A 22,675-nucleotide genomic window follows, 5' to 3' on the forward strand; every position below is an offset into this window, starting at 1 on the left:
CCATTACGGATAGTCGCTAAACCGGGATGCCGGTTCGGTTTCCGTTGTCGCCGGTGTATAACCCGGCACATTCGCGCGAAACTGATTGAGCAAACCGTTATCGACCTGCGAAAAGCCTTTGAGCTGAAGTTGCATCAACACACGCGTGCCGGTGCTGGGCGACGTGGTCGAACTGGTGGCGTTGGTGTATTTCTCGAACGCCACGCCGAGCGACCAGCAATCCGCGTCGTATTGAAGTCCCAGCAGGCCCGCGATCAGCCGATGGGCGCTCATGTCGTAATTGACGCGTGCCACGCTCACAACGTTGTGCATTAACGGCCATTGCTCCGAGACGATAAACTGATTAACCGGTTGATAGTCGAGCGTGGTGTTGGCGCGCGTGTAGCGATACGCGACATTCAACACCTCCCGTGAAGCCGGCGACCAGCCAAAGCCGGCCTCCGCATTTGTCAGATAGTGGTTGGCCTGGCTGTACTCCACGGCCTGTTCCGCTGAAAAACCCGCCCCCAGCTTGTACGACGCGCCGGCGATCACACTCGTGCGCGCCACGGTGCCAATTGCATCGTCCGTGTTGAGCGTTACGCGTGGCGTGCGAAAGTCGTACTGCTCTGCAAGAACGAAACGGGACCGCTCATCGCCGTTCGATGCATCGATGAAACGCGTTGTCAGTGCTGCCGTGACGCGGTTGGCATCGGACACCCGGTCATTGCCAACGAAGCTGTTGGGCATGAACAGTTCAGCCAGCCCGAAATCGGCCGTCGCCGTATCGAACAGCGGCGCGAATGCCTGGTTTCGGTAGGGCGTGTACACATAGAACAGCCGCGGCTCGAGCGTCTGGATATACGACTGCCCGAAGAGTCGCACGCTTCGCTCGAAACGCATGCCCGAATCGAGGGTGAAGGTCGGCACGTTGACGTCGAACGTTTTGGGCTGCCCGGCAGGCGCATCCGATCCGATCGTCGTCAGGTCATACGCAGCGAAGTGCCATGCGAGCTTCGGCGTGATGAACCAGCCTGGACGCTCGATCGGATAGCTGACGTAAGGGTTGAAAACGAAGCGGCTGCCTTGCGTCGCATCGGCCGATGAAATTGTGAAACGCGTCGCATCCGCTTCGGCGCCGAAGTCGAAGCCCCCCACGTTGTAACGCGCGTACTTGACATTGACCTGCGGTTCGCGGTTATAGGTCGAGTCGCTCGTAAAAGCCTGCCACCGTTGCTCGCGAGCCAGCACGCTCCACGGCCCGTTCGAGTAGGTCAACCCCGCTTCCTGCTGATACAGCGTGGTGGAACCCGTCGGAAACGCGACACCCGACGCAAGATCGGTCACCACCGTCGAGTCCGACACCCGGTTGTAATTGACGTAGGCGCCAAAGCCCGAGCCGAAGTCCCAGTTCTGCTTCAGCGCGATCGAGTAACGATCGGTGTTGGTGATCGCATCGTGCGGCAGCCACGCCAACGAGATCGTCCCCGAATCGTTCGGCTGCAGATAGCGGTAGTCCGCCGTCAACATCTCACCTCGTTTCGACATGATGCGAGGCGTCAGGGTTAAATCGTAGTTCGGCGCGAGATTGAAGTAGTACGGCAACGCGACGTCGACACCGTTGGTCGAACTGATCGAGAACGTCGGCGGCAGGAAGCCGCTGCGCCGTGCGCCGGACAAGGGAAACGATAGCCATGGGCTCGCCAGCAGCGGCACGCCCTGGAAAAAAAGCACACCGTTGTGTGCGATTCCCTCATCGCTGCCGCTGTCGATGTCGAATTCGGAGGCCTTCAGATACCACGCGGGATCCGACTCGCATTGGCACGTGCTGTACGTGCCGTGATGAACGACCGTGCGCTCGCTATCGACCATATCCACGCGTTGAGCACTACCCCACCCGCCTGTCAGATGAAACCGGTACTTCGGCACGCTCATATAGCCTTCATTCGCTTCGACGTAGAAATGCGCGTCCGGGCCATCGAACACATTGCCGTTGTCGACCAGGCGCACTTGTCCGTACGCGTCGACCTTGTCGGTATCGACGTCGTAGTGCAGCGCATCGCCTTTAACGATCGATGCGTAACGCCGCAGTTGCGCGTGACCTTTTAGCGAAACGTCCGTGTCGGCGGTGGTGGTCACCGAATCGGCGATCGCCGAAGTAACGGGCTTGTCGCCAGGCCGCAGGGGTTGCTCGGTCAGTTGCGGATCGAGCCGAAGGCCCCAGACGCCGTCGAGCGGTTCTGGTATTGCAGACGCACCGACTAATTGTGCATATCCGGCAAGGGGCACGCATCCAGCCGTACCCAGCATGAAAGAAATGAGAGGCCTTAAGCGTAGGCGTCGAAATACACCGCGTAGTATCAAAACAGATAAGGATCGGAAAGGATGGCAGACGCACCAAGGCGAACGGAAGCCCTGACTTGCGTCAGGATGAACAGCAGCGAACGCATACGGCGCTATTGAAGTGTGACGTCCCTGGAACGGGGGTCCGCCGGCGTGCCTGCCCCGCTCGCAGCGCCGCCCAGCGCCTGAAGCAGATAGGGAATCTGCTCGGACGGCAACGAGAACGACAGCCCCGCGCTGCCGGATAGACGGAACCGGATCACGACCATTTCCATCCCGTTCAGCCGGCCGACTTCCCATCCCTGGCAGTGCAGCGCGAAGCCCATTTCCTGATTGTTATGAATCACGCGGTCGGCGTGCTCGATTGCGTTCGGCAGCGCCACCAGCAGATCGTTGAGCACCGAACGGTGCAGTGCCGCCGTGGGTTGATTGCCGTGAATCAGCAGATATTGACCGTCTGCCGTCAACTGCATATCGGTAATCGAATTCAGCACGAAAGTGGACGGATCAGACATGACGTGTGCCCTCCTGCACAACGTCGGAGCGGCCTGCCGCCCCACTCACCGTATCGCCGGGCACGGCGCGAAGCGTGCGCATCGACGCCATCGCCAGATGGACTGAAAAGATCGGTGAGGAACTGACGCGCAAGACAGCCGCAAAAACTGCCGGTGAAAAAAATTCAATCATGACCACTTCTCCAGATCGCGTTACGCAGGTAGCGGAATCGACAATTTGACAATAGCAGTGCGAAATCGCCGCCAGGTTACGCGCGGACTACGCTTCTTTTGCGTCTGTAACGCATTATTTCGAAGCGCGCGCCTCAATCGGCGTCAGCCTGCGCGGGTGCACGCTATGCACCTTGGCGGCCGGAATGGTCGGAAAGTTTTCAGTAACGATCGGCAGAAAACGCGTCCCTATACTTCGCGCTTTCCAGTGTCATGGAACGTCGTTTCGAACGCGTCGCTTGCCTTCGAGCGCTCCCGTCTGCGCTCCGCGCGCTGCATCAGGACTGAAAACCCAAGATGAATCTTCAAGTTTTAACGAGCCGTATCGCCGGCGCACTCTCGCTCGTCGGCGTCGCGCTGACAAGCGGGGCAGCCCACGCAGCGCAGCCGTTCGTGGTGCAGGACATCCGGATCGAGGGATTGAAGCGCGTCGAACCCGGTACTGTGTTTGCCTATCTGCCCATTAAGCAGGGCGCCACGTTTGACGACGATAAGGCTTCGGAATCGATTCGCGCGCTGTACGCCACGGGTTTCTTCAATGACGTCAGGATCTCGACCGAAGGCAATGTCGTCATCGTTCACGTTCAGGAGCGCCCCGCGGTCGGTACGATCGACTTCGCCGGCATTCACGAGTTCGACAAGGAAAACCTGACCAAGGCACTCAGTGCGGTCGGGCTTTCGCAAGGCCGCTACTACGACAAGGCGCTAGTCGATAAAGCCGAGCAGGAGCTGAAACGGCAGTACCTGACGCGCGGCTACTATGCCGCCGAAGTCACCACCACGATCACGCCGATCGACCGCAACCGGGTCGCAATACTGTTCTCCGTCGCAGAAGGCCCGAGCGCGAAGATCCGCCAGATCAACTTCATCGGCAACAACGTCTTCAGCACGGACACGTTACGCGATGAAATGCAGATGTCCACGCCGAACTGGTTCTCGTGGTACACGAAGAACGACCTGTATGCGAAAGACAAGCTGACCGGAGACCTGGAGCGCATCCGCACGTACTACCTGAATCGTGGCTATCTGGAGTTCAACTTCGAGTCGACCCAGGTATCGCTTTCGCCGGACAAGAAGGAGATGTACCTCACGGTCACACTGCATGAAGGCGAGCCGTACACGGTTTCGTCGATCAAGCTCGCGGGCAATCTGCTCGATCGCGAAGCCGAGGTGAAGAAGCTGGTCAATATCAAACCCGGCGAGCGTTTCTCTGCTGAAAAGCTGCAGGCCACCACCAAGGCGATCGTCGACAAACTCGGCGAATACGGTTACGCGTTTGCCACGGTCAACGCGCTGCCGCAGATCGATCAGGAACACCACAAGGTCGATCTGACGCTGCAAGTGGATCCGAGCCGCCGCGTGTACGTGCGTCACATCAACGTAGTCGGCAACACCCGTACGCGTGATGAAGTGGTGCGCCGCGAAATGCGTCAGCTTGAAAGCTCGTGGTTCGATTCGAACCGCCTCGCGCTATCGAAAGACCGTGTCAATCGACTCGGCTACTTCACCGATGTCGACGTCACCACGGTGCCGGTGGAAGGCTCGCCGGACCAGGTCGACGTGGACGTTAAGGTAAGCGAAAAACCGACCGGCGCGATTACCCTGGGCGCGGGTTTTTCGTCCACCGACAAAGTGGTGTTGTCGGCCGGGATTTCACAGGACAACGTATTCGGTTCCGGCACCAGCCTCGCCCTGAACGTGAACACTGCAAAGACCTACCGCACGCTGACCCTGACGCAGGTCGACCCGTACTTCACGGTGGACGGCATCAAGCGGATCACCGACGTCTACTACCGAACCTCCTATCCCCTCTACTACTACACCGACACGAGTTTCCGGATTATCACCGTGGGCGCGGACCTGAAGTTCGGTATTCCGTTCTCGGAAGCCGATACCGTGTACTTCGGCGCCGGCCTCGAACAGAACCGGCTGTCCATTGATTCGTCGACACCACAGAGCTACAAGGACTACGTATCCGAATTCGGCAGCGTGGTGAACAACGTGCCGCTCACGGCGGCCTGGGCTCGGGACAATCGCGACAGTGCGCTGGTGCCGAGCAGAGGCTATTTCTTTCAGGCCAATGGTGAAGTGGGCACCCCGCTTGGCAACACCGAGTACTACAAGACCGACGTGCAGGCGCAGTATTACTACTCGTTCTCACGCGGTTTCATTCTCGGCTTGAATTTTCAAGGTGGCTACGGCAACGGCTTCGCCGGAAAAGCCTATCCGATCTTCAAGAATTACTACGCAGGTGGTATCGGCTCGGTACGCGGCTACGAATCGGGCTCACTAGGCCCAACCGACAAGACGACCGGCGACCCGATCGGCGGCTCGCGCATGGTCGTGGCCAACGTCGAGATGACCTTCCCGCTGCCGGGCACCGGCTGGGACCGCACGCTGCGCGTCTTCACCTTCATGGATGCAGGCAATGTCTGGGGCACCGAAGGCAACAGCAATGGCGCCAACGGCCTGCGGTACAGCTACGGCGCGGGTCTCGAGTGGATTTCACCGATCGGCCCACTCAAGCTCTCGCTGGGTTTCCCACTGATCAGACACGCCACCGACAAGTACCAGGTATTCCAGTTTCAGATCGGCACATCGTTCTGATCACGTCGTTCTGCTCTGCAACGTCAGCGGTCATGCTTTGAAGACCGCGGGCGTTACCCGCATCATTGCCTCTCGCTTTCTTTCGGCCGCGCCCACGCGCCCAACCGGTATGAACCGGTTCGGGCCTGCTCACGGCACCCCATATGCGTCCTCCTGCGCCAAGTTCACAAAGTCTCCTTAATTTCACCATCGTTGCTCCAACGTTGCTATCTATCATTCGCTCATCATCAGCGCGACCGTGTCCGGTCCGCTTTCCGAGTTCGATAGGTCGCTCCAGAGCAGCAGATGGTTGAATTGGCTGAACGTGAATATCGCACGGGCTGCAACCGTCGATTCCGGTTGGGAGGTAACGCAGATTTATGACGATCAGCCTTCTTGTAGTCGAACCCGATCAATCCATTCGGGATCAGTTGCGCTTTCATCTTCACAAGAACCAGATCGCACTCTCCGTGCTGTATAGCGCGGCTCAGCTCGTCAGCCGTGTGGAACTGGAGTGTCCGTCTGCGATTCTATTGCGCGCCGAGTCGCCGATGAGCGAGGCGCGAGAGGCACTCCGGCAACTGCGGCTGGCCGGCTACGACATGCCCATCTTCGTACAAAGCACCTCTGACGAGATCGTCGACAAAATCGTCGCCTTCGAATTGGGTGCGGACGACTATATCGTCGACCCGATCGATCCATACGAATTGACCGCCAGAATCAAGCGCGCCGTGCAACGCTGCAACCGATCGCTTTGCGACGCGCCGGAAATTCGTGAGAAGGTGTTGTTCGGCAGTTACCAGATAGACTTCGCTACGCGGCGCCTGCTCAAGGACGGTTGCGAAATCTCGCTGCGCTCCGGCCAGTTTGCGTTGCTCAAGCTGTTCGCAAGCAATCCGATGCGAATCCTGACGCGTTCGATGGTCAACAGCCAGCTAGGAAGAGCGGAGAGCCAGAAGGCCAGTCTGGATGTTGCAGTCTGCCGCTTGCGCGGCGTGATTGAGACCGACCCGGCCAATCCCAGGTTTATTCAAACCTTGCGCGGACGAGGCTATATGTTCGTGCCGTCGCTCGAGTAGATCGAGTAGTTTGAATAGTTCGGATAGATCGGATAGCGAGCCTCGCCTGAGGCGGGTGAAAGCCAAAGGCATCGCACGACACGTTGCGTGCTTGCCATCATACTGCGTTACTTTTGGCCCTCTTCCAGGGCTAGCTGCATGATAGGCCCCGTCATCGCGGCGTCGATCACATCAATGATGTCGACATAACCGACATAGCCGGAATACAGGTCACTGGTCGCTGCCAGCAGGCCACCGAATCCGTAGTGGAAATCAGCCGGAACGATGGGCCTGAACCCTGAGGCATAGTGTGTCTGCGACACGCAGCTATTCAGATCATCGACAACGCCGGCAGAAACGCTGTGATCCCCTGGTGCGAAAGCATCGATGCTCTCCTCGCGCAAACCATGGCGAATCGGAGCGCAGCAAATCGATGCCACGACCAGGACGACAGTAAGGATGCGCATAATGGACGTGTTCAAAGTTGATCTTGAAAGTCAGACAGCCATAGGATAACGAAGTTTTTTTGGCTCAATTACAATCCCTTTCTGCTGGCTTGAATGACATGCAGCAACGAGGTTCCGCAGCGCTCAACCGCGCCGCAGACGCCCGCGGCCCGCAGGCGTAGAGGGGTCGTCCGCCAGCGTGTGGCGCTGACCGTTGCGATGCATCCGCACGCGCTCCCGAATCTCGGCCACGGTTGCCGCGCCTGGCACGGCAACGCAAGAGTACTCACCATTGCGGTTGATCCATTCGACGATCCGGCAGCACTCGCCCCACGGCTGCATGAGCGGTGCGGAGACGCGGCAGCCGCGTATCTTCATGACATCGGTGGCGAGTGGTGCGCTAGCGCCGTTTGCAGCCTTGCCACGCGTAGCCGCAGCAGTTGCTGTCTTTCGACCGGGCCGGAAACCGCGCGACTCGCCACGGTTTACAGGTGAGGAGACTTGCATGAGATGGCTCCACTGACGGATCTGATCACCGGACATGGCCTCTTTGAGACCACCGTAAAAGTGCCATACCATCATATCCAGACAACACGCAGAGACAACGAAGAAAGGATGGAGAAGTTGTGGAGATTCGTCGCCAAGTGTGTGTTGACGTAGCATTCATCTAGAATTCAGCCATGCAAAGTGAAACTATCCGAATTCGTCCAGACCGCCCTTTAGGGACCTTTCTCTCCCGCGCGCGGCAGCAGCGAACGAAGATGCGCTTTGGCATTACCTGGAAAATGTTTCTCGCCGTTTTAATCGCCTGTCTGGCGATTTCCCTGACGATGGGCTACGCCTTGCGCGTGAGCTTCGAAAACGGCTTCCTGCACTATGTCCGGGAGCGCAACGCCGGGCGCATTAAAGCCGTCATGGCGAAGGTGACGAGCGAATACGCCGCTCACGGCAACTGGAATTTCTTGCGGGAGCATCCCGAAGCATGGCTCGCGCTGCTGGACGGCGCCGCGCACGATGCCCTGCGCGAGGAACTCGCCACAGCGCAGACGGGCAAGCTGCCGGGCTGGAGAACCTTTCCCGGGAGCGGCAGCGTGCAGCAGCTGCTCGGGCCGCTCTCCGGCCCGTCTGAAGGGCCGCACTGGGGCATGCGCCTGCCACCCGCGCCACCGTCTGGTCCGGACATCGCGATGGAGCGTGACCGTGTGTCGGCAAGCGGCGTCGTGGGCGGCGACAGTCGCTATGACCGGCCGCCTCCTTCGGCCCCTTTGGCGGCGTCTCCCGTCTCGCCCCCGTCGCATGACAGCGTGACCCGTGACACGCCGCCCGAGGGGCCGCCCGTCACACTCTACGACGCCCGCCATGAACTCGTGGCGAGCACCGGCCAGCCGCCTCCACCCGGCAGCACGATGCGACCCGTCGTCTACGCCGGCAAGGTGGTGGGCTGGCTTGCCGTGAACGGGCCCGACACCCTTTCGGACGCTGCCGACATCGCCTTCCAGGCACAGCAGAAGCGCGCGACCTGGGAGATCGCGGGCGTGGCTATTGTGCTGGCGGCGCTGGTCGCGCTGGTCCTTGCGCGCATCGTGCTCGCGCCGGTCAAGCGCTTGATGAATGCGACCCACCGTCTGGCCGGCGGGGACTACACGGCCCGGGTGCCGGCCGGCAGACGCGACGAGCTCGGCCGGCTTGCGGGCGACTTCAACGTATTGGCCGATTCGCTGCAAAAAACCGAGCGCTCCCGGCGCGATTTCATTGCGGACATTTCGCACGAGCTGCGCACGCCGCTCGCCGTGCTCCGCGGCGAGCTGGAAGCCATCGAAGACGGTGTACATGTGTTCAACCGCGATTCGCTTACTTCGCTGCAAACCGAAGTGAACATGCTCAACAAGCTCATCGAAGATCTCTACGAGCTTTCTCTGAGCGATGTCGGCGCACTCAGCTATCGCAAGACGCCGACCCATGTCGGGCAACTGGCGCGGGCCTCGATCGAGGCCATGCGGGAGTCGTTCAAGGCGAAACGGATCGAGCTCGACCTGACCTGCATGCCGGACATGGCCGACACAGCTTTCGCGGTCGATCCCGCGCGCTTCGTACAACTGCTGAAAAACCTGTTGCAGAATTCGTTGCGCTATACCGACCCGGACGGTCACGTGCGCGTGTCGCTTTCGCAAAGTACCAGCGGTTGGCAACTCGACGTGCAGGACTCCCTGCCCGGTGTGCCTGAAGCCGCGCTAGCCCATCTGTTCGACCGTTTCTATCGCGTGGACGAATCGCGTAGCCGTCAGAACGGCGGTGCGGGGTTGGGCCTCTCGCTGTGCCACGCTATTGTGACGGCGCATGGCGGCACGATTGGCGCCAAGGCTTCGCCGCTCGGCGGCGTCTGGATCACTGCCCGCTTTCCATCGGAAGGAGACGTGACAACATGACCGAAGGGCGCCCTTTGCACATCCTGATCGTCGAGGATGAACCCAAGCTCGCCGCCGTGCTCGAAGCGTATTTGCAACTCGAGGGCTTCGTTACCACGATCCTCGACGACGGCCATCAGGTGATGCCCTTCATTCGTTCAACGCCACCGGCGCTGATGCTGCTCGACCTCATGCTGCCCGGGCGCAGCGGCATGGACATCTGCCGCGAGCTACGGCAATTTTCGGCATTGCCCGTGATTATCCTGACCGCGCGCATCGACGAAATCGACCGTCTGCTGGGTCTCGAGATCGGTGCCGACGACTACGTCTGCAAACCGTTCAGTCCGCGCGAAGTGGTGGCGCGCGTCAAGGCGATCCTGCGCCGTGCAACGCCTGCCGCGGCGGCGGCGGACGGATTGCCGCAGGGGCAGCAGGGTTCACAGGGTCTCCAGGTCGACGAGCAGTTTCATCACGCCTTACTCGACGGTAAGGAACTCAAGCTCACCCCGCTTGAATTGCGGCTTCTCGCGCTGCTGATGAAATCGCCGGGACGCATTTTTTCCCGCGACTACCTGCTGAGTCATCTCTACGACGATCACCGCGTCGTCACCGACCGCACCATCGACAGCCATATCAAGAACCTGCGCCGCAAGCTGCAGGGCGCACGGCCGGACAGCGAGCCTATCGCCTCCGTGTACGGCGTGGGTTACCGGCTGGAAATCTGACGCTCGCCGTTTTCGAATTCAGCTCGCCTTTTCCACCGCCGTTGTGTCAGGCGGCGGACTCCATTGCGCGAACTCCTCACTCAGAAAGTCGACGCATACCCGCACTTTCGCCGACTGGGCGAGCCGCGCCGGATACACCGCCCACAGGTTCGCGGGTTGCGTGACATCCGGCAGCACCTGCTGCAACTGGCCGCCGTCGAGCAAGGGCCGCACATCCCACATCGAGCGCAGCACGATTCCGCGTCCGGCCAACGCCCATTGCACGGCCACCTCACCGTGATTGGTCGACAGCGGCCCCGTGACCTTGATCGAGGCCGCCTCGCCGCGCACTGTCAAACGCCACAGACCGAATGGATGGTCGCGCTCCTTGATCGCCAGACACGCGTGCGTCGACAGGTCCGCGAGTTGCCGCGGAGCGCCGTGCCGCGCGAGGTATTCCGGCGACGCGCACAGTACCCGATGATTCGACGCGAGCCGTTTGGCAATCAGATGGGGCGCGATTTCGTCGCCGATGCGGATATCGAGGTCGAAGCCTTCGCCGCCCACGTCGACGAGGCGGTCGAACAGATCGAGCCGCACGCTCAGTTGCGGATACCGGTCGGAAAACCGGGCCAGCGCGGGCGCGACGAAACGGCGGCCAAAGCCGAAGCTGCTGGAGATGCGCAACTTGCCGCCGGGGATGCGGCGCGTGGTGGAGACGTCTTCCACCAGTTGGTCGACGTCGTCGAGAATCTTTTCGGCCCAGGTGTAGACCCGTTCACCGGCTTCCGTAATCGCGACGCGCCGCGTGGAACGGTGCAATAAGCGCGTACCGAGCGTAGTCTCGAGCACATTGATGCGTTTGCTGACGTACGCCGCGGACACCGACAGCGCCTCCGCCGCCGCGCTGAAACTCGATTTGCGCGCCACTTCGCAAAACACGCGCAAATCGCCTAGATCGGGTGATGGGACGGCGTTCATAGGTCGCTCGGTGGCAGATTGTTTGTACACGATTCGTGCACAGTGGCTTAACTAAAGCGACTATTTTAAGCTCAAACAGCAGGAATAAAATAAGCGCTATCGAACCATCGAAATTCCCAACGGAGGAGCAGGAACATGTCGAAGACCTATCGGATTGCGGTCATACCCGGCGACGGCATCGGCGTCGAAGTGATGCCGGAAGCCATTCGCGTGCTGGAGACGGTGAAAAAGCGCTTCGGCATCGAACTGGAGTATCAGCACATCGAATGGGCGAGCTGCGATTACTACGCCAGGCACGGCAAGATGATGCCGGACGACTGGAAAGCCCAACTGCAATCCGCCGACGCGATTCTGTTCGGTGCGGTCGGCTGGCCCGACACGGTGCCCGACCATATCTCGCTGTGGGGGTCGCTGCTGAAGTTCCGGCGCGAATTCGATCAGTACATCAACCTGCGCCCTGCCCGGCTCTTCGCCGGTGTGCCTTCGCCGCTCGCGGGCCGCAAGGCCGGCGACATCGATTTCTGGATCGTGCGCGAGAACACCGAGGGCGAATATTCGTCGGTGGGCGGCGTGATGTTCGAAGGCACCGAGCGTGAGTTCGTGCTGCAGGAATCCGTGTTCACGCGGCACGGCAGCGAGCGCGTGCTGAAGTTCGCGTTCGACCTCGCGCAACGACGCGAGCGCAAGAAGATCACCGTGGCGACGAAGAGCAACGGCATCGCGATCAGCATGCCGTGGTGGGACAAATGCGCGGCCGGTATCGCCGCGCAGTACCCGGACGTGACGTGGGACAAGCAACACATCGACATCCTCTGCGCACGCTTCGTGTTGAACCCGGATCGCTTCGACGTGGTGGTCGCCACCAATCTGTTCGGCGACATCCTCTCCGATCTCGGTCCTGCCTGCACTGGCACGATCGGCCTCGCACCGTCGGGCAATCTGAACCCGGACCGCAAGTTTCCGTCGCTGTTCGAACCGGTACATGGCTCGGCGCCTGACATCGCCGGCAAGAACATCGCCAATCCGATTGCGATGATCTGGTCCGCCGCGATGATGCTCGACTTCCTCGGCAATCACGAGGGCAAGGAACGCGAGGCGCATGACGCGATTCTCGCGGCGATCGAGGCAACGCTGATCGAAGGTCCGCATACGGGCGACCTCGGCGGCAAGGCGAACACCACCGAAGTCGGCCAGGCAATCGCGGCTAAACTCGCCTGAGTCTAACGATCTGTCGATCCCAACCTTCTGCGAGGACACGTTCGAATGAGCATGGAAGCCTACCCCATCGAAGTCGAATTCCCCGATATTTCGGTTCACGAGCAATCGCCGTCCGGCATCGCCTACGTTCATACGTTCGACTCCGGCGCGCCGGGACCGCACGTGATGATCAACGCGCTCACGCACGGCAACGAAGTGTGCGGGGCTATCGTCGTCGACGAACTGCTGCGGCGCGCGTTGAGGCCGCGTCGTGGACGCCTCACGCTTGCCTTTGCGAACGTCGCTGCATATGGGCGTTTTGACCCGGCAAAGCCCGACGCCGCCCGCTTCGTCGATCAGGACTTCAACCGCGTATGGACCGCAGCGGTGCTCGACGATACGTCGCGCACGTCAAGCGAATTGACGCGCGCACGCGAGATGCGCCCGGTGATCGACACGGTCGACGCACTGCTCGATCTGCATTCGATGCACGAGAAATGCAAGCCGCTGATCGTGGCGGGACCGCTGCAGAAAGGCATCGACCTTGCCGTGCGTCTCGGCACGCCCGCCACGGTGATCTGCGACGAGGGCCATCCCGAAGGCCGCCGCATGCGCGATTACGAAGGCTTCGGCACAGCGGATAGCGCGAAACACGCGCTGCTGATCGAATGCGGACAACACTGGGAACGAAGCGCGGTCGCCGTGGCCCGCGACACGACCGCGCGCTTCCTGCTGCTGGCAGGCGTGATCGATGAAGCCGATTTGCCGGACGGCTGGCTGGCGCCGTTGCCGTCCACCCAGCACATCGTGCGCGTCACGCAGCCGGTGGTGGCGACCAGTATGGATTTTCGTTTCGCGGCGCCTTACACCGGCCTGGAGATCTTTCCCGATGCCGGCACCGTCATCGGCTGGTCGAACGGCGAAGCGGTGGTCACGCCTTATGACAACTGCATGCTCGTGATGCCGTCGCTGCGTCAGTTGCGTCCCGGCGTCACCGTGGTGCGGCTGGGCAAGATCGAACAAACCGTGACGAACACGAACGGCCGATGAATCGGCCCATGCACATTCAAAAGGTAACGTGAAAATGAAGGTTCAAAGCATCAAGCAAAGCGTGAATCTGCAGAATCTCGAAGACTGGGGCACAGCGGGGCTGCCGGGCACGACGCCGATTCAGGTGTCCGGCGTGCAGCGCGTGATCAAGGGCAGCGAAGCCATCGACACCGGTATTTTTGAATGCACGGCGGGCACGTACCACCGCTCGGTCAAGCAGGCCGAGGTGATGCACTTCATCGCGGGGCGCGGCCGCTTCACGCCCGATAACGAAGAGACCATCCATTTCGAAAGCGGCGACACGCTCTTTTTCGAAGCCAATACAGAAGGTCTTTGGGAAGTCGAGGAAACCATGCGAAAGATCTATGTGATCTTCTGAGCACGCCCCCCGGGCGCCGTCCCCGGCGCTCGCCTCCCCACCTGCACGCCTTGTTCCCCGCGCACCCTGCGCCGCGGCATCCCTCGTCACTCCCACTGCCCTGACGCCATAGTCGGGTAATCCCGCGTTGCCCCTCGTTGTCAAACTACTTACAGTTCGGCCTGTTCATATAGAGAATCAGCGTTCTTTATACGAACAAATCAGCCGGGATTATCGGCGCCCGGATCGCCTGTATGTTCTCGCAGGTCAAGACAGGGTAAGGCAGCTAAACCTGTCCGAGTACTATGCATTGTCGAAGCGCATCGATCTGTATGCGCTACAGGCGTTCCAGCGCAGCAACGGCAATGCGTCCGGCACGGCAGGTTCGGGCTTCATCATCACGGCCGGCGCGATTATCGGCAACGGTTTGCAAAGTGCGCCGTCGCCGGCATAGGCATCGTGCGCCGCGTCCAACCGGCGTACGATCGTAAAAGAAAGGAAGGCTCGTTACGGCGAGCCTTTACGTATTGTGCAGTCAGGAGACCAGCATGAGCCGCAGCAACGCTGTGAACGTTCAAACGTTTATCAACGACCACCCCTTCTCGCCGTTCCAGTGGCTCATCTTTTTCATGTGTTTCATCATCGTCCTGCTGGACGGTTTTGACACGGCCGCGATCGGCTTCATTGCACCGTCGCTGATTTCCGAATGGGGCATCACCCGGCCCGCGCTCGCACCCGTGCTCAGCGCGGCGCTGTTCGGTCTCGCCTGCGGCGCGCTCGTCTCAGGTCCGCTGTCCGACCGGCTCGGGCGACGCTCGATGCTGCTCGGCTCGGTGCTGCTATTCGGCGTGACCTGCTTTGCTTCGGCCTTCTCCAACAGCATCGAACACTTGACGATATTGCGCTTTGTCACCGGCGTCGGCCTTGGCGCGGCCATGCCGAACGCCGTGACGATGATGGGCGAGTACTGCCCCGATCGCCGCCGCGCGACCGTGATCAATCTGATGTTCTGCGGCTTTCCGCTCGGCGCGGCCTTCGGCGGCTTTCTCGCTGCGTGGATGATTCCGCACTTCGGCTGGCGCAGCGTGCTGGTGCTTGGCGGTGTCACGCCGCTGTTGCTGCTGATCGTGCTGGTGCTGAAGATGCCGGAATCGGTCCGCTATATGGTGGCCAACAGCAAGCCGGTCGAACGGATTCGCGCAGCGCTGGCGCGCATTTCGAGCGACGCCGCTCAGGCCGACAGCTTCGTCATGACCGAAACCGCGCCGCAAACCGGCGGCAAGGGCATGGGCGTCGTGCTGTCGCGTTCGTACATCGTCGGCTCGGTGATGCTTTGGATTGCCTACTTCATGGGCCTCGTGATCTTCTACGCGTCGATCAACTGGATGCCGATTCTGCTGAAGGACGCCGGACTCACGCCGCAACGCGCGACGCTGATTTCCGCGCTGTTCCCGCTCGGCGGCGTGGGCGCCGTGCTGTGCGGCGTGCTGATGGACCGCTTCAACGCGAACCGCATCATTGCGGCCTGCTATGCGTTGACTGCGGTGAGCGTGTATTTCATCGGCCAGGCGGTCGGCAATGTCGGCGCGCTGGTGTTTATCGTGTTCGTCGCGGGCGTGCTGATGAATACCGCGCAATCGTCGATGCCGGCGCTTGCCGCCGCGTTCTACCCGACGCAGGGTCGCGGCACGGGCGTGGCGTGGATGCTGGGGATCGGCCGCTTCGGCGGGATCGCGGGCTCGTTCCTCGTGGCAGAGCTGACGCGCCGCCACTTCACCTTTGGCGGCATCTTCGCGATGGTTGCGGTGGCGGGTCTGATTTCGTGCGTGGCGTTGCTGATCAAGCAGGCGGCACGGCCGCATGTGGCGGCAGAGACTGGCGCGAAAGCGGAGTCGTTTGGGCATTGAAAAGGCCGGAGGTGCGAGTAAAAAGCACCGTCGGTCACTTCCCGATAAACTACGCCGTTATTGATTCGGGCGGGCACGGCAATGGTCAATACCACTGCCTTTGCACCGTCGCCCATCTAACGACAGGATTCAGTCAATGAAACGCGTAGTTGTATCGGCCGTGCTGGCACTGTGCCTCGCGCAGCCGGCCGTTGAAGCCGTTGCACAAACAGTCAGCGATCAATGTTTTGCCATCGGCGATATTGCCGGCCAGGTGGCCTCGTGGCGTGCCCACAAGAAAACGAAAGCGCAGGCGCTTGCCCAGGCGGCCAAGTACTACCGAGGTGAATCCGACCGGCAAGCAGTCTCCGCCATCGTCGAAAAGATCTACAGCCCGAACGCCCCTCACATGACACCCGATCAGGCCAGCATGGCGTTCACCTCGGACTGCGCAAACCAGCAGAAATCGCAGGCACCCGCGCAGTAGTGCCTGCTATCCGCAATAACGGTTAACGCCAGGGCTACCGCTTGCGAAACGCATCCAGCGACGTCAACGCGTTGCCGTGAAAATCGAACAGCGTGTTGTTGTCCCACTGATCGCCCGCGCCGACTTTCCATCCGACATTCGGCGTCGGGATCCATTCCGGCTCCCACCAGAACACACCCTTGCCGTGGCCACCGGGTATCGCCTTCACGATATCCGTCACCGCGCCGATAAATTGCGCCTGGCCGGCCGGTGTCTGCGGGAAGGTCGTGGAGCCGGTATTGGTCATCGAGTTGGGTTCCGAATCGCCGTCGCTGGTGGTCCACGGATATGCGGTCTCGACCACCATCACGTCCTTGCCGTAGCGCGTCGCCATATCGTTCGCATTGTTCTGCAAGTCGCTTAGCGAGCCTTGCCACTGCGGGTAGTACGACAAGCCGATCACATCGAACGTGACGCCGCGCTGTACCGCGCTGTCGAACCACCAACGGCTCGTTGCGTTATTGCCGCCGCTATCGAGGTGCAGCATGACCTTGATCCGTTCATCGACCGATTTGACCGCATCGTGCCCGGCCTTCAGCAGCTGCGCGAGGTTGTCCCACTGGTCGTATTTGCCGAGCGGCCAGAGCATGCCGCCCGTAATTTCGTTGCCCACCTGAACCCACTCGGGATGCACACCGTCGCGCTTGAGCATCGTGAGCACCTTCGACGTATAGTCGGACAGCAACGCACAGGTTTGCCCGATATCCTTGCCGGCCCAGTCGTGAGGCGGATACTGCTTGCCCGGATCGGCCCACCAGTCGCTGTAGTGGAAATCGATCAGTATGCGCATGCCGAGCGCTGCAGCGCGGCGAGCCAGAACGCGTACATGTTCGGCATTGTTGTAACCGGCGGCTGGACTTTGATCGGCCGGGAAAAAGTTCGGATTGCCAGGGTCGTTCCACACTTTGATGCGGATCGAGTCAACCCCGTGACTCTTCAGAATGAAGAGACAGTCGAGCGGTACACCGTGCTCGTAAAACTTTGCGCCATTGGCCTCGAGTTCCAGCAGCGTCGACACGTCCGCCCCTTTCGCAAACCCGCGGCCATGACCGAACAAGCCAGGCTCGCCCGCAACGGCAGGCACGCCGACCGTTGCGCCAACTCCAGCGGCAGCCCCAGCAGATGCGAGCCATCCGAGCATTTCTCTTCTGTTCATCTGTCATCCTCCATCGATTGAATGGCGGTTCTTTTAGAGGCCGCCTGTTCCGGGTTGAAGCGCTTAAATTTTTGCCTCCAGTCACGCCTTCTTATGACTTGCCAAACTCATTGACGCGACGGCCTACGCGTTTCTCCACACGCAGACGTCACCGGTTTTCAATTCCGAATGTCCCAGCACGAACGTCGCATTGACTGGCGCCGGCGCTTGCACTGGTTCCGGGCCGAAGTTGAACGCGAAGGTCAGATCGCCGCGTCGGCGAATGCGCAAGCCGTCAGCCAGCAATTGAGTCTCGACACCGGCATCTTTCGCAGCCCGCTGCAAGACCTCGCGATGCAATGCATGCGACAACCAACCCGCCACATAGCGAACCCTTCCGTGCGTGAGAATCGCGGGCCACGTGTCGTCGAATTGCGCGTCGACGGTCGTCTCGCCATTGGCGCGAACGTGCTCGCGCCAATGCAGCGCAACGCCCTGCGTGTCTCCGATCGAAAGCGCTGGCGTAAGCGTCGGACGCAGCGTTTCGACTTCGAGCACCTGCATCGGCAGAACGCGCTGCAATGCGCCCGGTGGCAAGCTCGAAGGAATGGCAAAGGCCGTAGTCTTCGAGCCGCTCCTCGGGCCGAAAACCCATTGCGCCGAACTCCGCTCGATCTGATCGACGAGCGTCTCGTCGATCACGGCAATGCTCGGCACCACCACTAACCGGTACGGCGAAAGATCGGCCTTGCTCGACACGATATCGACGTCGAGACCGAGTTCACGCAGCGCCTCGTAGTAGTCGAACGCCAGCGTCTGATAGTCGAAGGTTTTGCCATGACGCTGAATCTCGAACATCCACTGCGTCTCGTAGTCGAACACGACTGCGGTGGCCGCGCGCGCCGGCGCGCCGAGTCCGGCTAGCGCTGCGGACGAAGCAATTTCACGCGCCGCCTGCTGCACTTCGAGGCCGCCAGGCGACAGTTCGTTGTTCGGCAAGTTGAGACCCGAATGCATCTGTTCCTGCGCATACGGACACTGACGCCAGCGAAAATACGACACCAGTTCCGCGCCATGTGCGAACGCTTCATAAGCCCACAGCCGGACCATGCCCTTCGCGGGTACCGGGTTCCACGGCGCCCAGTTCACCGGCCCGGCCTGTTGCTCCATCACCCAGAAACGGCCGGCGCCTATCGCGCGGTAGCGGTCGTGATCGAACGCGGAGACGTCGGGATGCGCGGTACGTGCGTAACGTGCTTTCTGTTCCTCCGGCAGAGCGATCGATTCCGTGCGCGCGATCGGATAGCTGTCCCACGCCGCCACGTCGAGCGCATTGTCTTCGGCGAAACGGTAATGGTCGAAGGTCGTGAAGAAGCCCATGAAGTTGTGCAGCAGATCCGCCTTGGGCGCATGCTGACGCAGCACGTCGATCTGCTCGCGATGAAAGCTCGCCACCTCATCCGACATGAAGCGGCGGAAGTCGAGCAGATGAATCGGATTGGCGTCCGTAGGCGTGCGGTTCGGCAGACCGATCGTATCGAACGACAGATACTCCATGCTCCAGAACACATTGCCCCACGCATCGTTCAGCGCCTCAACGCGCTCGTAGCGACGCTGCAACCACGTCTGAAAGCGCGCCAGCGCCGCGCCCGAATAGCTCGGCACGGTCTCGTGGCAGCCGAGTTCGTTATCGGTCTGCCACGCAACGATAGACGGATGCCGCCCATAGCGCTCCACCATCGCAGTGACAATGCGTACGCACTCACGCCGATAGGTTTCGCTGGAAATATCGTAGTGGCGACGCGAGCCGAAATTCCAGCGCACGCCGTCCGCACGCACCGGCAACACGTCCGGGTGCGCATCGATCAGCCACTTCGGCGGCGACGCGGTCGGTGTGCCCAGCACGAGTTTCAGTCCTGCAGAGGCCAGCGTCTCGACGGCTTCATCGAGCCAGCCCCAGGCGAATTCGCCGGCGCGTGGTTCCATCCGGCTCCATGCGAATTCAGCGATCCGCACATGTGTGATGCCGAGCTCGACCATACGTTTCGCGTCGTCGGCCCACATCGAGCGCGGCCATTGTTCGGGGTAGTAGCAAACACCAAGTTGCATGAGAGAGTCTCTTTGTTAAATGACGGCAAACGGGCGATCAGCCCTTGCTTGCGCCGAAAGTCAGGCCGGCGACGAAATGCTTTTGCATCAGGAAGAACATCAGCACGGAGGGCAAAGCGGCGAGTACCGAGCCGGCGGCAACCAGATTCCATGCCGTCGTCCACTGGCCTTTAAGCGCGGCAACGCCCACGGTGATCGGTGCAGCCTCATCGCCTTGCGTGAGGCACAGCGCCCAGAAGTAGTCGTTCCAGACAAACGTGAATACGAGGATGCCTAGCGCGGCAAGCGCGGGACGAATCAGCGGCAGCACGATGCGCCAGTAGATCGTCCATTCGCTCGCCCCTTCCACGCGCGCCGCCTCAATCATCTCGAACGGCAATTGCTTGATGAAGTTGCGCAGAAACAGCGTGCAAAAGCCGGTCTGAAACGACACGTGAAAAATCACCAGCGCCCACACACTGTTGAAGAGGCCCACTTTCAGCGCCATGTCGCGCACCGGGATCATCAGAATCTGGATCGGTACGAAGTTGCCGGCCACAAAGGCGAACAACACAGCGGTATTGCCCGGGAACCGGTAGGTTGCCAAAGCAAAACCCGCCATCGAAGCGAGGACGATCGCGCCGATCACCGAAGGCACCGTAATCAGCACACTATTGGCGAAGTAATGAAGCATCGGCGTTTGCGTGAGTGCCGTGCCGTAGTTTTCGATTAACGCAAAATGCCTGGGCCAGCCCCAGTAGTCGCCTTGCGACAACTCGTCCGAAGATCGGATCGACGTGACGAGCACAGCCAGCATCGGCAGCAGCCATATCAGCAGCGCAAGCGGCAGCGACGCTTTGTACAGCGTGCGGTTGAGCGGTTTCCAGCGTTCGACGGGAAGCGGATACATGACGCGTGACTCCTGGAAATCAGTGTTCTTCGCGCAGCATGCGGCGCAGATGGAACACGATGTAGACGAGCATGATGGCGAACAGCACAACGGCAATCGCCGCGGAATAGCCTTCGCGGTAGTACTTGATCGCCTGGTCGTACATGTAATAGGCGAGCACGGTCGAGCTATCGAAGGGACCGCCGCCGCTCATCACCGCAATCAGGTCGAAGCTGCGCAGCGCGCCGATCACGGTCAGCACGACTGCCATGAATGTGGCGGGCCGCAGTTGCGGAAGGATCACGTGCCAGAGCAGACGCACGCCTTTCGCACCCTCCATGCGCGCCGCCTCGACCACTTCGGGATTGATGCCTGTGAGCCCGGTCAGATACAGCACCATGCAGAACGGCGTTTGCGGCCACAGCGCGGCGAAGATGATGCCGAAGGTGACGGTATGTGCATCGCCGAGCACCGGAATGCCGTGACCGACGATCAGACGCAGCAAGCCGAAGCCGGGATCGTAAAACCAGCTGAACACGAGCCCGACCACCACGCCCGACAGCACGAACGGCGCGAAAAACAGCGACTTCACGACCCGCATGCCACGGATATGCTGGTTCAGATACAACGCAAACAACAGTCCGAGCGGCGGCGCCAGCAGGAATAGCGCGAGCCAGATCAGGTTGTTCTTAAGCGCCGTATAGAAGGTGTCCGCATGAAACAGTTCAATGTAGTTATCGAAGCCCGCGAACGTCTTCGGCGTCATGCCGTCCCAGTTGTAAAAGCTGAGCGAAATACTGCTGATGATCGGATAGATCACGCACAGGCAAAACAACACACAGCCCGGCAGCAGAAAGAAAAGCGCCGCGCGGTGCTGGTGACGGCGCGTCGTAGAGACGTGCCGGTGCCGCGCCGCGGGTAGGCGGCGCGCTGCGGAATGAGACATGATCGGGCCTGGTCGAAAATCGAAGGAGATCGAAGGCGAGCGCCAGCGCTTGCTGCCCTGCTGGCGCGCCGGAGCTTACTTCTTGTAGATGCGCTTGCGGGTCGCTTCGAGGCGCACGAGCACGGCGTCGAGTTGCGACGGATCGCTGTAGAACTGCTGCATCGCTTTCATGCCTTCGTCGGCCATTTCCTTCTGCATGTCGCGATCGTAGAACTGCGCGATGCCGCCCTTCGTGTTGGAAAGCGTCTGGAAGCCGACCTTGGAAATCTCGTCGTCAGGTTCCGCTGCCTGGCTGTTCGAAGGCAACGTCCCCCAACCCTTCGCGAGATCGGCGTTGATCTGCGGCTGTTCCATGAAGGCAAGCAGTCTGCGGGCATCGGCCTTGTTCTTCGCCTTCGCCGGAATCAGCAGCACGTTGACCGGACCGTCTTCGGCCATCGGCACGTTCGCGTCGATCACCGGGAAGCGGAAGAAACCGGTCTGCGGCTTGACCGATGGCGGAATGCTCGCCGAGAAGAACGTGCCCATCAGCATCATCGAGGCCTTGCCGTTCACGAGGAACGGGGCAATCGAATCGAGGTCGTAAGAAAGCGCGTTGTCGATGAAGTAGTGATCGTCGATCAGCGTTTTCCACGCGGTGTAGACCTTTTTGACGCGTGCATCGGTGTAGGGAATTTCACCGGCCATCAACTGCTGGTGGAATGCGTTGCCGTTGATGCGCAGGTCGAGATAATCGAACCACGCGGCAAGCGTCCAGCTATCGCGCGCCGCAACGGCGATCGGTGCAACGCCGCTGGCCTTCAGCTTCTTGCAGGCGTCGAGAAATTCATCCCACGTTTTCGGTTCGCCTTTGATGCCGGCCTTCTCGAACAGATCCTTGCGATAGAAGAAGCCGTAGGCGTCGTAACCGAGCGGCGCGGCGTACTGCTTGCCCTTATACGTCGAGGCGTCCTTCACCGACGCATACTGCTGCGACCAGCCGTTCTTGCTCCAGTCCGACGACAGGTCTTCCAGCAAGCCGCGTTGCGCGTAGTACGCCATGCGCTCACCGTCGTGCCACGACACGACATCTGGCGGATCGGTGGCGAGCCAGCCGCCCATCTGCACCTTGTACGCTTCCTCGCTGACGTAGGTCACCTTGAGGTCGACGTCGGGATTGGCTTTCTTGAACTTGTCGAACGCGTCCTGCCACGTCGAGCGCTGATTACCGCGCGCCGATACGTTGACGCTCAGCGTGGCCGCGTCAGCCGCGGTGGCGCAGAGTGTGCCTGCAACCAGAGCGGCTGCAACCGACGCGTATGCCAGACGGCGAAGGCGAAGAGAAATCATCTTATGTCTCCTTGACTACCTTGTTGGCTGACAGCGGCTCGCTG

21 protein-coding genes are annotated in these 22,675 nt (G+C 60.7%); 10 read left to right on the forward strand and 11 right to left on the reverse strand.

Translation table 11 applies throughout. The features are described from left to right. Window positions 1-3: 3 nt before the first annotated feature. The 3 genes from R8871_RS11290 to R8871_RS11300 all read right to left on the reverse strand — a co-directional run bounded on the left by R8871_RS11290 (window position 4) and on the right by R8871_RS11300 (window position 3,009). Complete coding sequence (locus R8871_RS11290; RefSeq protein ID WP_175050513.1) at window positions 4-2,289, reverse strand: LPS-assembly protein LptD; 2,286 nt, start codon at window positions 2,287-2,289, stop codon at window positions 4-6. Window positions 2,290-2,435: 146 nt separating this feature from the next. Further along, entirely contained in the window at window positions 2,436-2,837 is a 402-nt protein-coding gene (locus tag R8871_RS11295) for a hypothetical protein (RefSeq protein ID WP_175050514.1), read from the reverse strand. Then, complete coding sequence (locus R8871_RS11300; protein WP_175050043.1) at window positions 2,830-3,009, reverse strand: hypothetical protein; 180 nt, start codon at window positions 3,007-3,009, stop codon at window positions 2,830-2,832. The genes R8871_RS11295 and R8871_RS11300 overlap by 8 nt, the downstream gene beginning before the upstream one ends. Before the next feature lie 335 nt (window positions 3,010-3,344). On the opposite strand from R8871_RS11300, the gene bamA reads away from it, so the two are divergent. Further along, window positions 3,345-5,654 carry an outer membrane protein assembly factor BamA gene (gene bamA / locus R8871_RS11305; protein WP_175050515.1) on the forward strand — a complete coding sequence of 770 codons (2,310 nt, stop codon included), beginning with the start codon at window positions 3,345-3,347 and terminating at the stop codon, window positions 5,652-5,654. 359 nt (window positions 5,655-6,013) lie between these two features. Continuing rightward, window positions 6,014-6,712: a winged helix-turn-helix domain-containing protein gene (locus tag R8871_RS11310; protein WP_175050516.1), complete on the forward strand. Its 699-nt coding sequence runs from the start codon at window positions 6,014-6,016 to the stop codon at window positions 6,710-6,712. 107 nt (window positions 6,713-6,819) lie between these two features. Here R8871_RS11310 and R8871_RS11315 read toward each other — a convergent pair whose 3' ends face one another. Both R8871_RS11315 and R8871_RS38435 read right to left on the reverse strand, forming a co-directional pair. Then, window positions 6,820-7,173 carry a hypothetical protein gene (locus tag R8871_RS11315; RefSeq protein ID WP_175050517.1) on the reverse strand — a complete coding sequence of 118 codons (354 nt, stop codon included), beginning with the start codon at window positions 7,171-7,173 and terminating at the stop codon, window positions 6,820-6,822. A gap of 108 nt (window positions 7,174-7,281) precedes the next feature. After that, window positions 7,282-7,644, reverse strand: coding sequence for a DUF2866 domain-containing protein (locus R8871_RS38435; protein WP_246287528.1), 363 nt, complete (start codon window positions 7,642-7,644; stop codon window positions 7,282-7,284). Between the two features lie 278 nt (window positions 7,645-7,922). Between R8871_RS38435 and R8871_RS11325 the strand changes: the two genes are divergently transcribed. Continuing rightward, window positions 7,923-9,563, forward strand: a complete 1,641-nt coding sequence (locus tag R8871_RS11325) for an ATP-binding protein (protein WP_246287529.1) — start codon at window positions 7,923-7,925, stop codon at window positions 9,561-9,563. Next, window positions 9,560-10,267: a response regulator gene (locus R8871_RS11330; RefSeq protein WP_175050519.1), complete on the forward strand. Its 708-nt coding sequence runs from the start codon at window positions 9,560-9,562 to the stop codon at window positions 10,265-10,267. Before R8871_RS11325 ends, R8871_RS11330 begins: the two co-directional genes overlap by 4 nt. Window positions 10,268-10,285: 18 nt before the next feature. Here R8871_RS11330 and R8871_RS11335 read toward each other — a convergent pair whose 3' ends face one another. Further along, window positions 10,286-11,227 (reverse strand): LysR substrate-binding domain-containing protein, encoded by a 942-nt coding sequence (locus R8871_RS11335; protein ID WP_175050520.1) that lies wholly within the window; start codon window positions 11,225-11,227, stop codon window positions 10,286-10,288. A gap of 135 nt (window positions 11,228-11,362) precedes the next feature. Here R8871_RS11335 and R8871_RS11340 point away from each other — a divergent pair, with 135 nt between their 5' ends. The 6 genes from R8871_RS11340 to R8871_RS11365 all read left to right on the forward strand — a co-directional run bounded on the left by R8871_RS11340 (window position 11,363) and on the right by R8871_RS11365 (window position 16,205). After that, on the forward strand, window positions 11,363-12,445 hold the full coding sequence (locus R8871_RS11340) for a tartrate dehydrogenase (RefSeq protein WP_175050521.1): 1,083 nt from the start codon (window positions 11,363-11,365) through the stop codon (window positions 12,443-12,445). Window positions 12,446-12,490: 45 nt separating this feature from the next. After that, the gene (locus R8871_RS11345) at window positions 12,491-13,474 is read left to right on the forward strand and encodes a M14 family metallopeptidase (RefSeq protein ID WP_175050522.1); all 984 of its coding nucleotides are present in this window, start codon (window positions 12,491-12,493) and stop codon (window positions 13,472-13,474) included. Window positions 13,475-13,508: 34 nt separating this feature from the next. After that, window positions 13,509-13,853 carry a cupin domain-containing protein gene (locus R8871_RS11350; RefSeq protein WP_175050523.1) on the forward strand — a complete coding sequence of 115 codons (345 nt, stop codon included), beginning with the start codon at window positions 13,509-13,511 and terminating at the stop codon, window positions 13,851-13,853. 289 nt (window positions 13,854-14,142) lie between these two features. Beyond that, the gene (locus R8871_RS11355; RefSeq protein ID WP_175050524.1) at window positions 14,143-14,286 is read left to right on the forward strand and encodes a hypothetical protein; all 144 of its coding nucleotides are present in this window, start codon (window positions 14,143-14,145) and stop codon (window positions 14,284-14,286) included. A 94-nt stretch (window positions 14,287-14,380) separates the two neighbouring features. Next, entirely contained in the window at window positions 14,381-15,739 is a 1,359-nt protein-coding gene (locus R8871_RS11360) for an MFS transporter (RefSeq protein ID WP_175050525.1), read from the forward strand. A 136-nt stretch (window positions 15,740-15,875) separates the two neighbouring features. Continuing rightward, on the forward strand, window positions 15,876-16,205 hold the full coding sequence (locus R8871_RS11365; protein WP_175050526.1) for a hypothetical protein: 330 nt from the start codon (window positions 15,876-15,878) through the stop codon (window positions 16,203-16,205). A gap of 34 nt (window positions 16,206-16,239) precedes the next feature. Here R8871_RS11365 and R8871_RS11370 read toward each other — a convergent pair whose 3' ends face one another. The 5 genes from R8871_RS11370 to R8871_RS11390 form a co-directional block, all read right to left on the reverse strand. Then, entirely contained in the window at window positions 16,240-17,400 is a 1,161-nt protein-coding gene (locus R8871_RS11370; RefSeq protein WP_175050527.1) for a glycoside hydrolase family 53 protein, read from the reverse strand. Window positions 17,401-17,523: 123 nt separating this feature from the next. After that, entirely contained in the window at window positions 17,524-19,488 is a 1,965-nt protein-coding gene (locus R8871_RS11375; RefSeq protein ID WP_175050528.1) for a beta-galactosidase, read from the reverse strand. Between the two features lie 37 nt (window positions 19,489-19,525). Further along, a complete protein-coding gene (locus R8871_RS11380) occupies window positions 19,526-20,377 on the reverse strand; it encodes a carbohydrate ABC transporter permease (protein ID WP_097394315.1) in 852 nt (283 codons plus the stop codon). A 19-nt stretch (window positions 20,378-20,396) separates the two neighbouring features. Further along, on the reverse strand, window positions 20,397-21,302 hold the full coding sequence (locus tag R8871_RS11385) for a carbohydrate ABC transporter permease (protein ID WP_175050529.1): 906 nt from the start codon (window positions 21,300-21,302) through the stop codon (window positions 20,397-20,399). Window positions 21,303-21,377: 75 nt separating this feature from the next. Next, window positions 21,378-22,631 (reverse strand): ABC transporter substrate-binding protein, encoded by a 1,254-nt coding sequence (locus R8871_RS11390; protein WP_246287530.1) that lies wholly within the window; start codon window positions 22,629-22,631, stop codon window positions 21,378-21,380. Between the last annotated feature and the right edge of the window lie 44 nt (window positions 22,632-22,675).

The sequence above is a fragment of the Paraburkholderia sediminicola genome (genome assembly GCF_902859805.1).
GTDB lineage: Bacteria > Pseudomonadota > Gammaproteobacteria > Burkholderiales > Burkholderiaceae > Paraburkholderia > Paraburkholderia sediminicola.

Excerpts from the sequence above, each read along its gene's own strand:
- R8871_RS11330 (WP_175050519.1), top strand. The coding sequence starts at position 9,560 with ATGACCGAAGGGCGCCCTTTGCACATCCTGATCGTCGAGGATGAACCC.
- R8871_RS11340 (WP_175050521.1), top strand. The coding sequence starts at position 11,363 with ATGTCGAAGACCTATCGGATTGCGGTCATACCCGGCGACGGCATCGGC.
- R8871_RS11345 (WP_175050522.1), top strand. The coding sequence starts at position 12,491 with ATGAGCATGGAAGCCTACCCCATCGAAGTCGAATTCCCCGATATTTCG.
- R8871_RS11310 (WP_175050516.1), top strand. The coding sequence starts at position 6,014 with ATGACGATCAGCCTTCTTGTAGTCGAACCCGATCAATCCATTCGGGAT.
- R8871_RS11385 (WP_175050529.1), bottom strand. The coding sequence starts at position 21,302 with ATGTCTCATTCCGCAGCGCGCCGCCTACCCGCGGCGCGGCACCGGCAC.
- R8871_RS11360 (WP_175050525.1), top strand. The coding sequence starts at position 14,381 with ATGAGCCGCAGCAACGCTGTGAACGTTCAAACGTTTATCAACGACCAC.
- R8871_RS11375 (WP_175050528.1), bottom strand. The coding sequence starts at position 19,488 with ATGCAACTTGGTGTTTGCTACTACCCCGAACAATGGCCGCGCTCGATG.
- bamA (WP_175050515.1), top strand. The coding sequence starts at position 3,345 with ATGAATCTTCAAGTTTTAACGAGCCGTATCGCCGGCGCACTCTCGCTC.
- R8871_RS11300 (WP_175050043.1), bottom strand. The coding sequence starts at position 3,009 with ATGATTGAATTTTTTTCACCGGCAGTTTTTGCGGCTGTCTTGCGCGTC.
- R8871_RS11325 (WP_246287529.1), top strand. The coding sequence starts at position 7,923 with ATGTTTCTCGCCGTTTTAATCGCCTGTCTGGCGATTTCCCTGACGATG.
- R8871_RS38435 (WP_246287528.1), bottom strand. The coding sequence starts at position 7,644 with ATGCAAGTCTCCTCACCTGTAAACCGTGGCGAGTCGCGCGGTTTCCGG.
- R8871_RS11295 (WP_175050514.1), bottom strand. The coding sequence starts at position 2,837 with ATGTCTGATCCGTCCACTTTCGTGCTGAATTCGATTACCGATATGCAG.
- R8871_RS11290 (WP_175050513.1), bottom strand. The coding sequence starts at position 2,289 with ATGCTGGGTACGGCTGGATGCGTGCCCCTTGCCGGATATGCACAATTA.
- R8871_RS11370 (WP_175050527.1), bottom strand. The coding sequence starts at position 17,400 with ATGAACAGAAGAGAAATGCTCGGATGGCTCGCATCTGCTGGGGCTGCC.
- R8871_RS11365 (WP_175050526.1), top strand. The coding sequence starts at position 15,876 with ATGAAACGCGTAGTTGTATCGGCCGTGCTGGCACTGTGCCTCGCGCAG.
- R8871_RS11335 (WP_175050520.1), bottom strand. The coding sequence starts at position 11,227 with ATGAACGCCGTCCCATCACCCGATCTAGGCGATTTGCGCGTGTTTTGC.
- R8871_RS11380 (WP_097394315.1), bottom strand. The coding sequence starts at position 20,377 with ATGTATCCGCTTCCCGTCGAACGCTGGAAACCGCTCAACCGCACGCTG.
- R8871_RS11390 (WP_246287530.1), bottom strand. The coding sequence starts at position 22,631 with ATGATTTCTCTTCGCCTTCGCCGTCTGGCATACGCGTCGGTTGCAGCC.
- R8871_RS11350 (WP_175050523.1), top strand. The coding sequence starts at position 13,509 with ATGAAGGTTCAAAGCATCAAGCAAAGCGTGAATCTGCAGAATCTCGAA.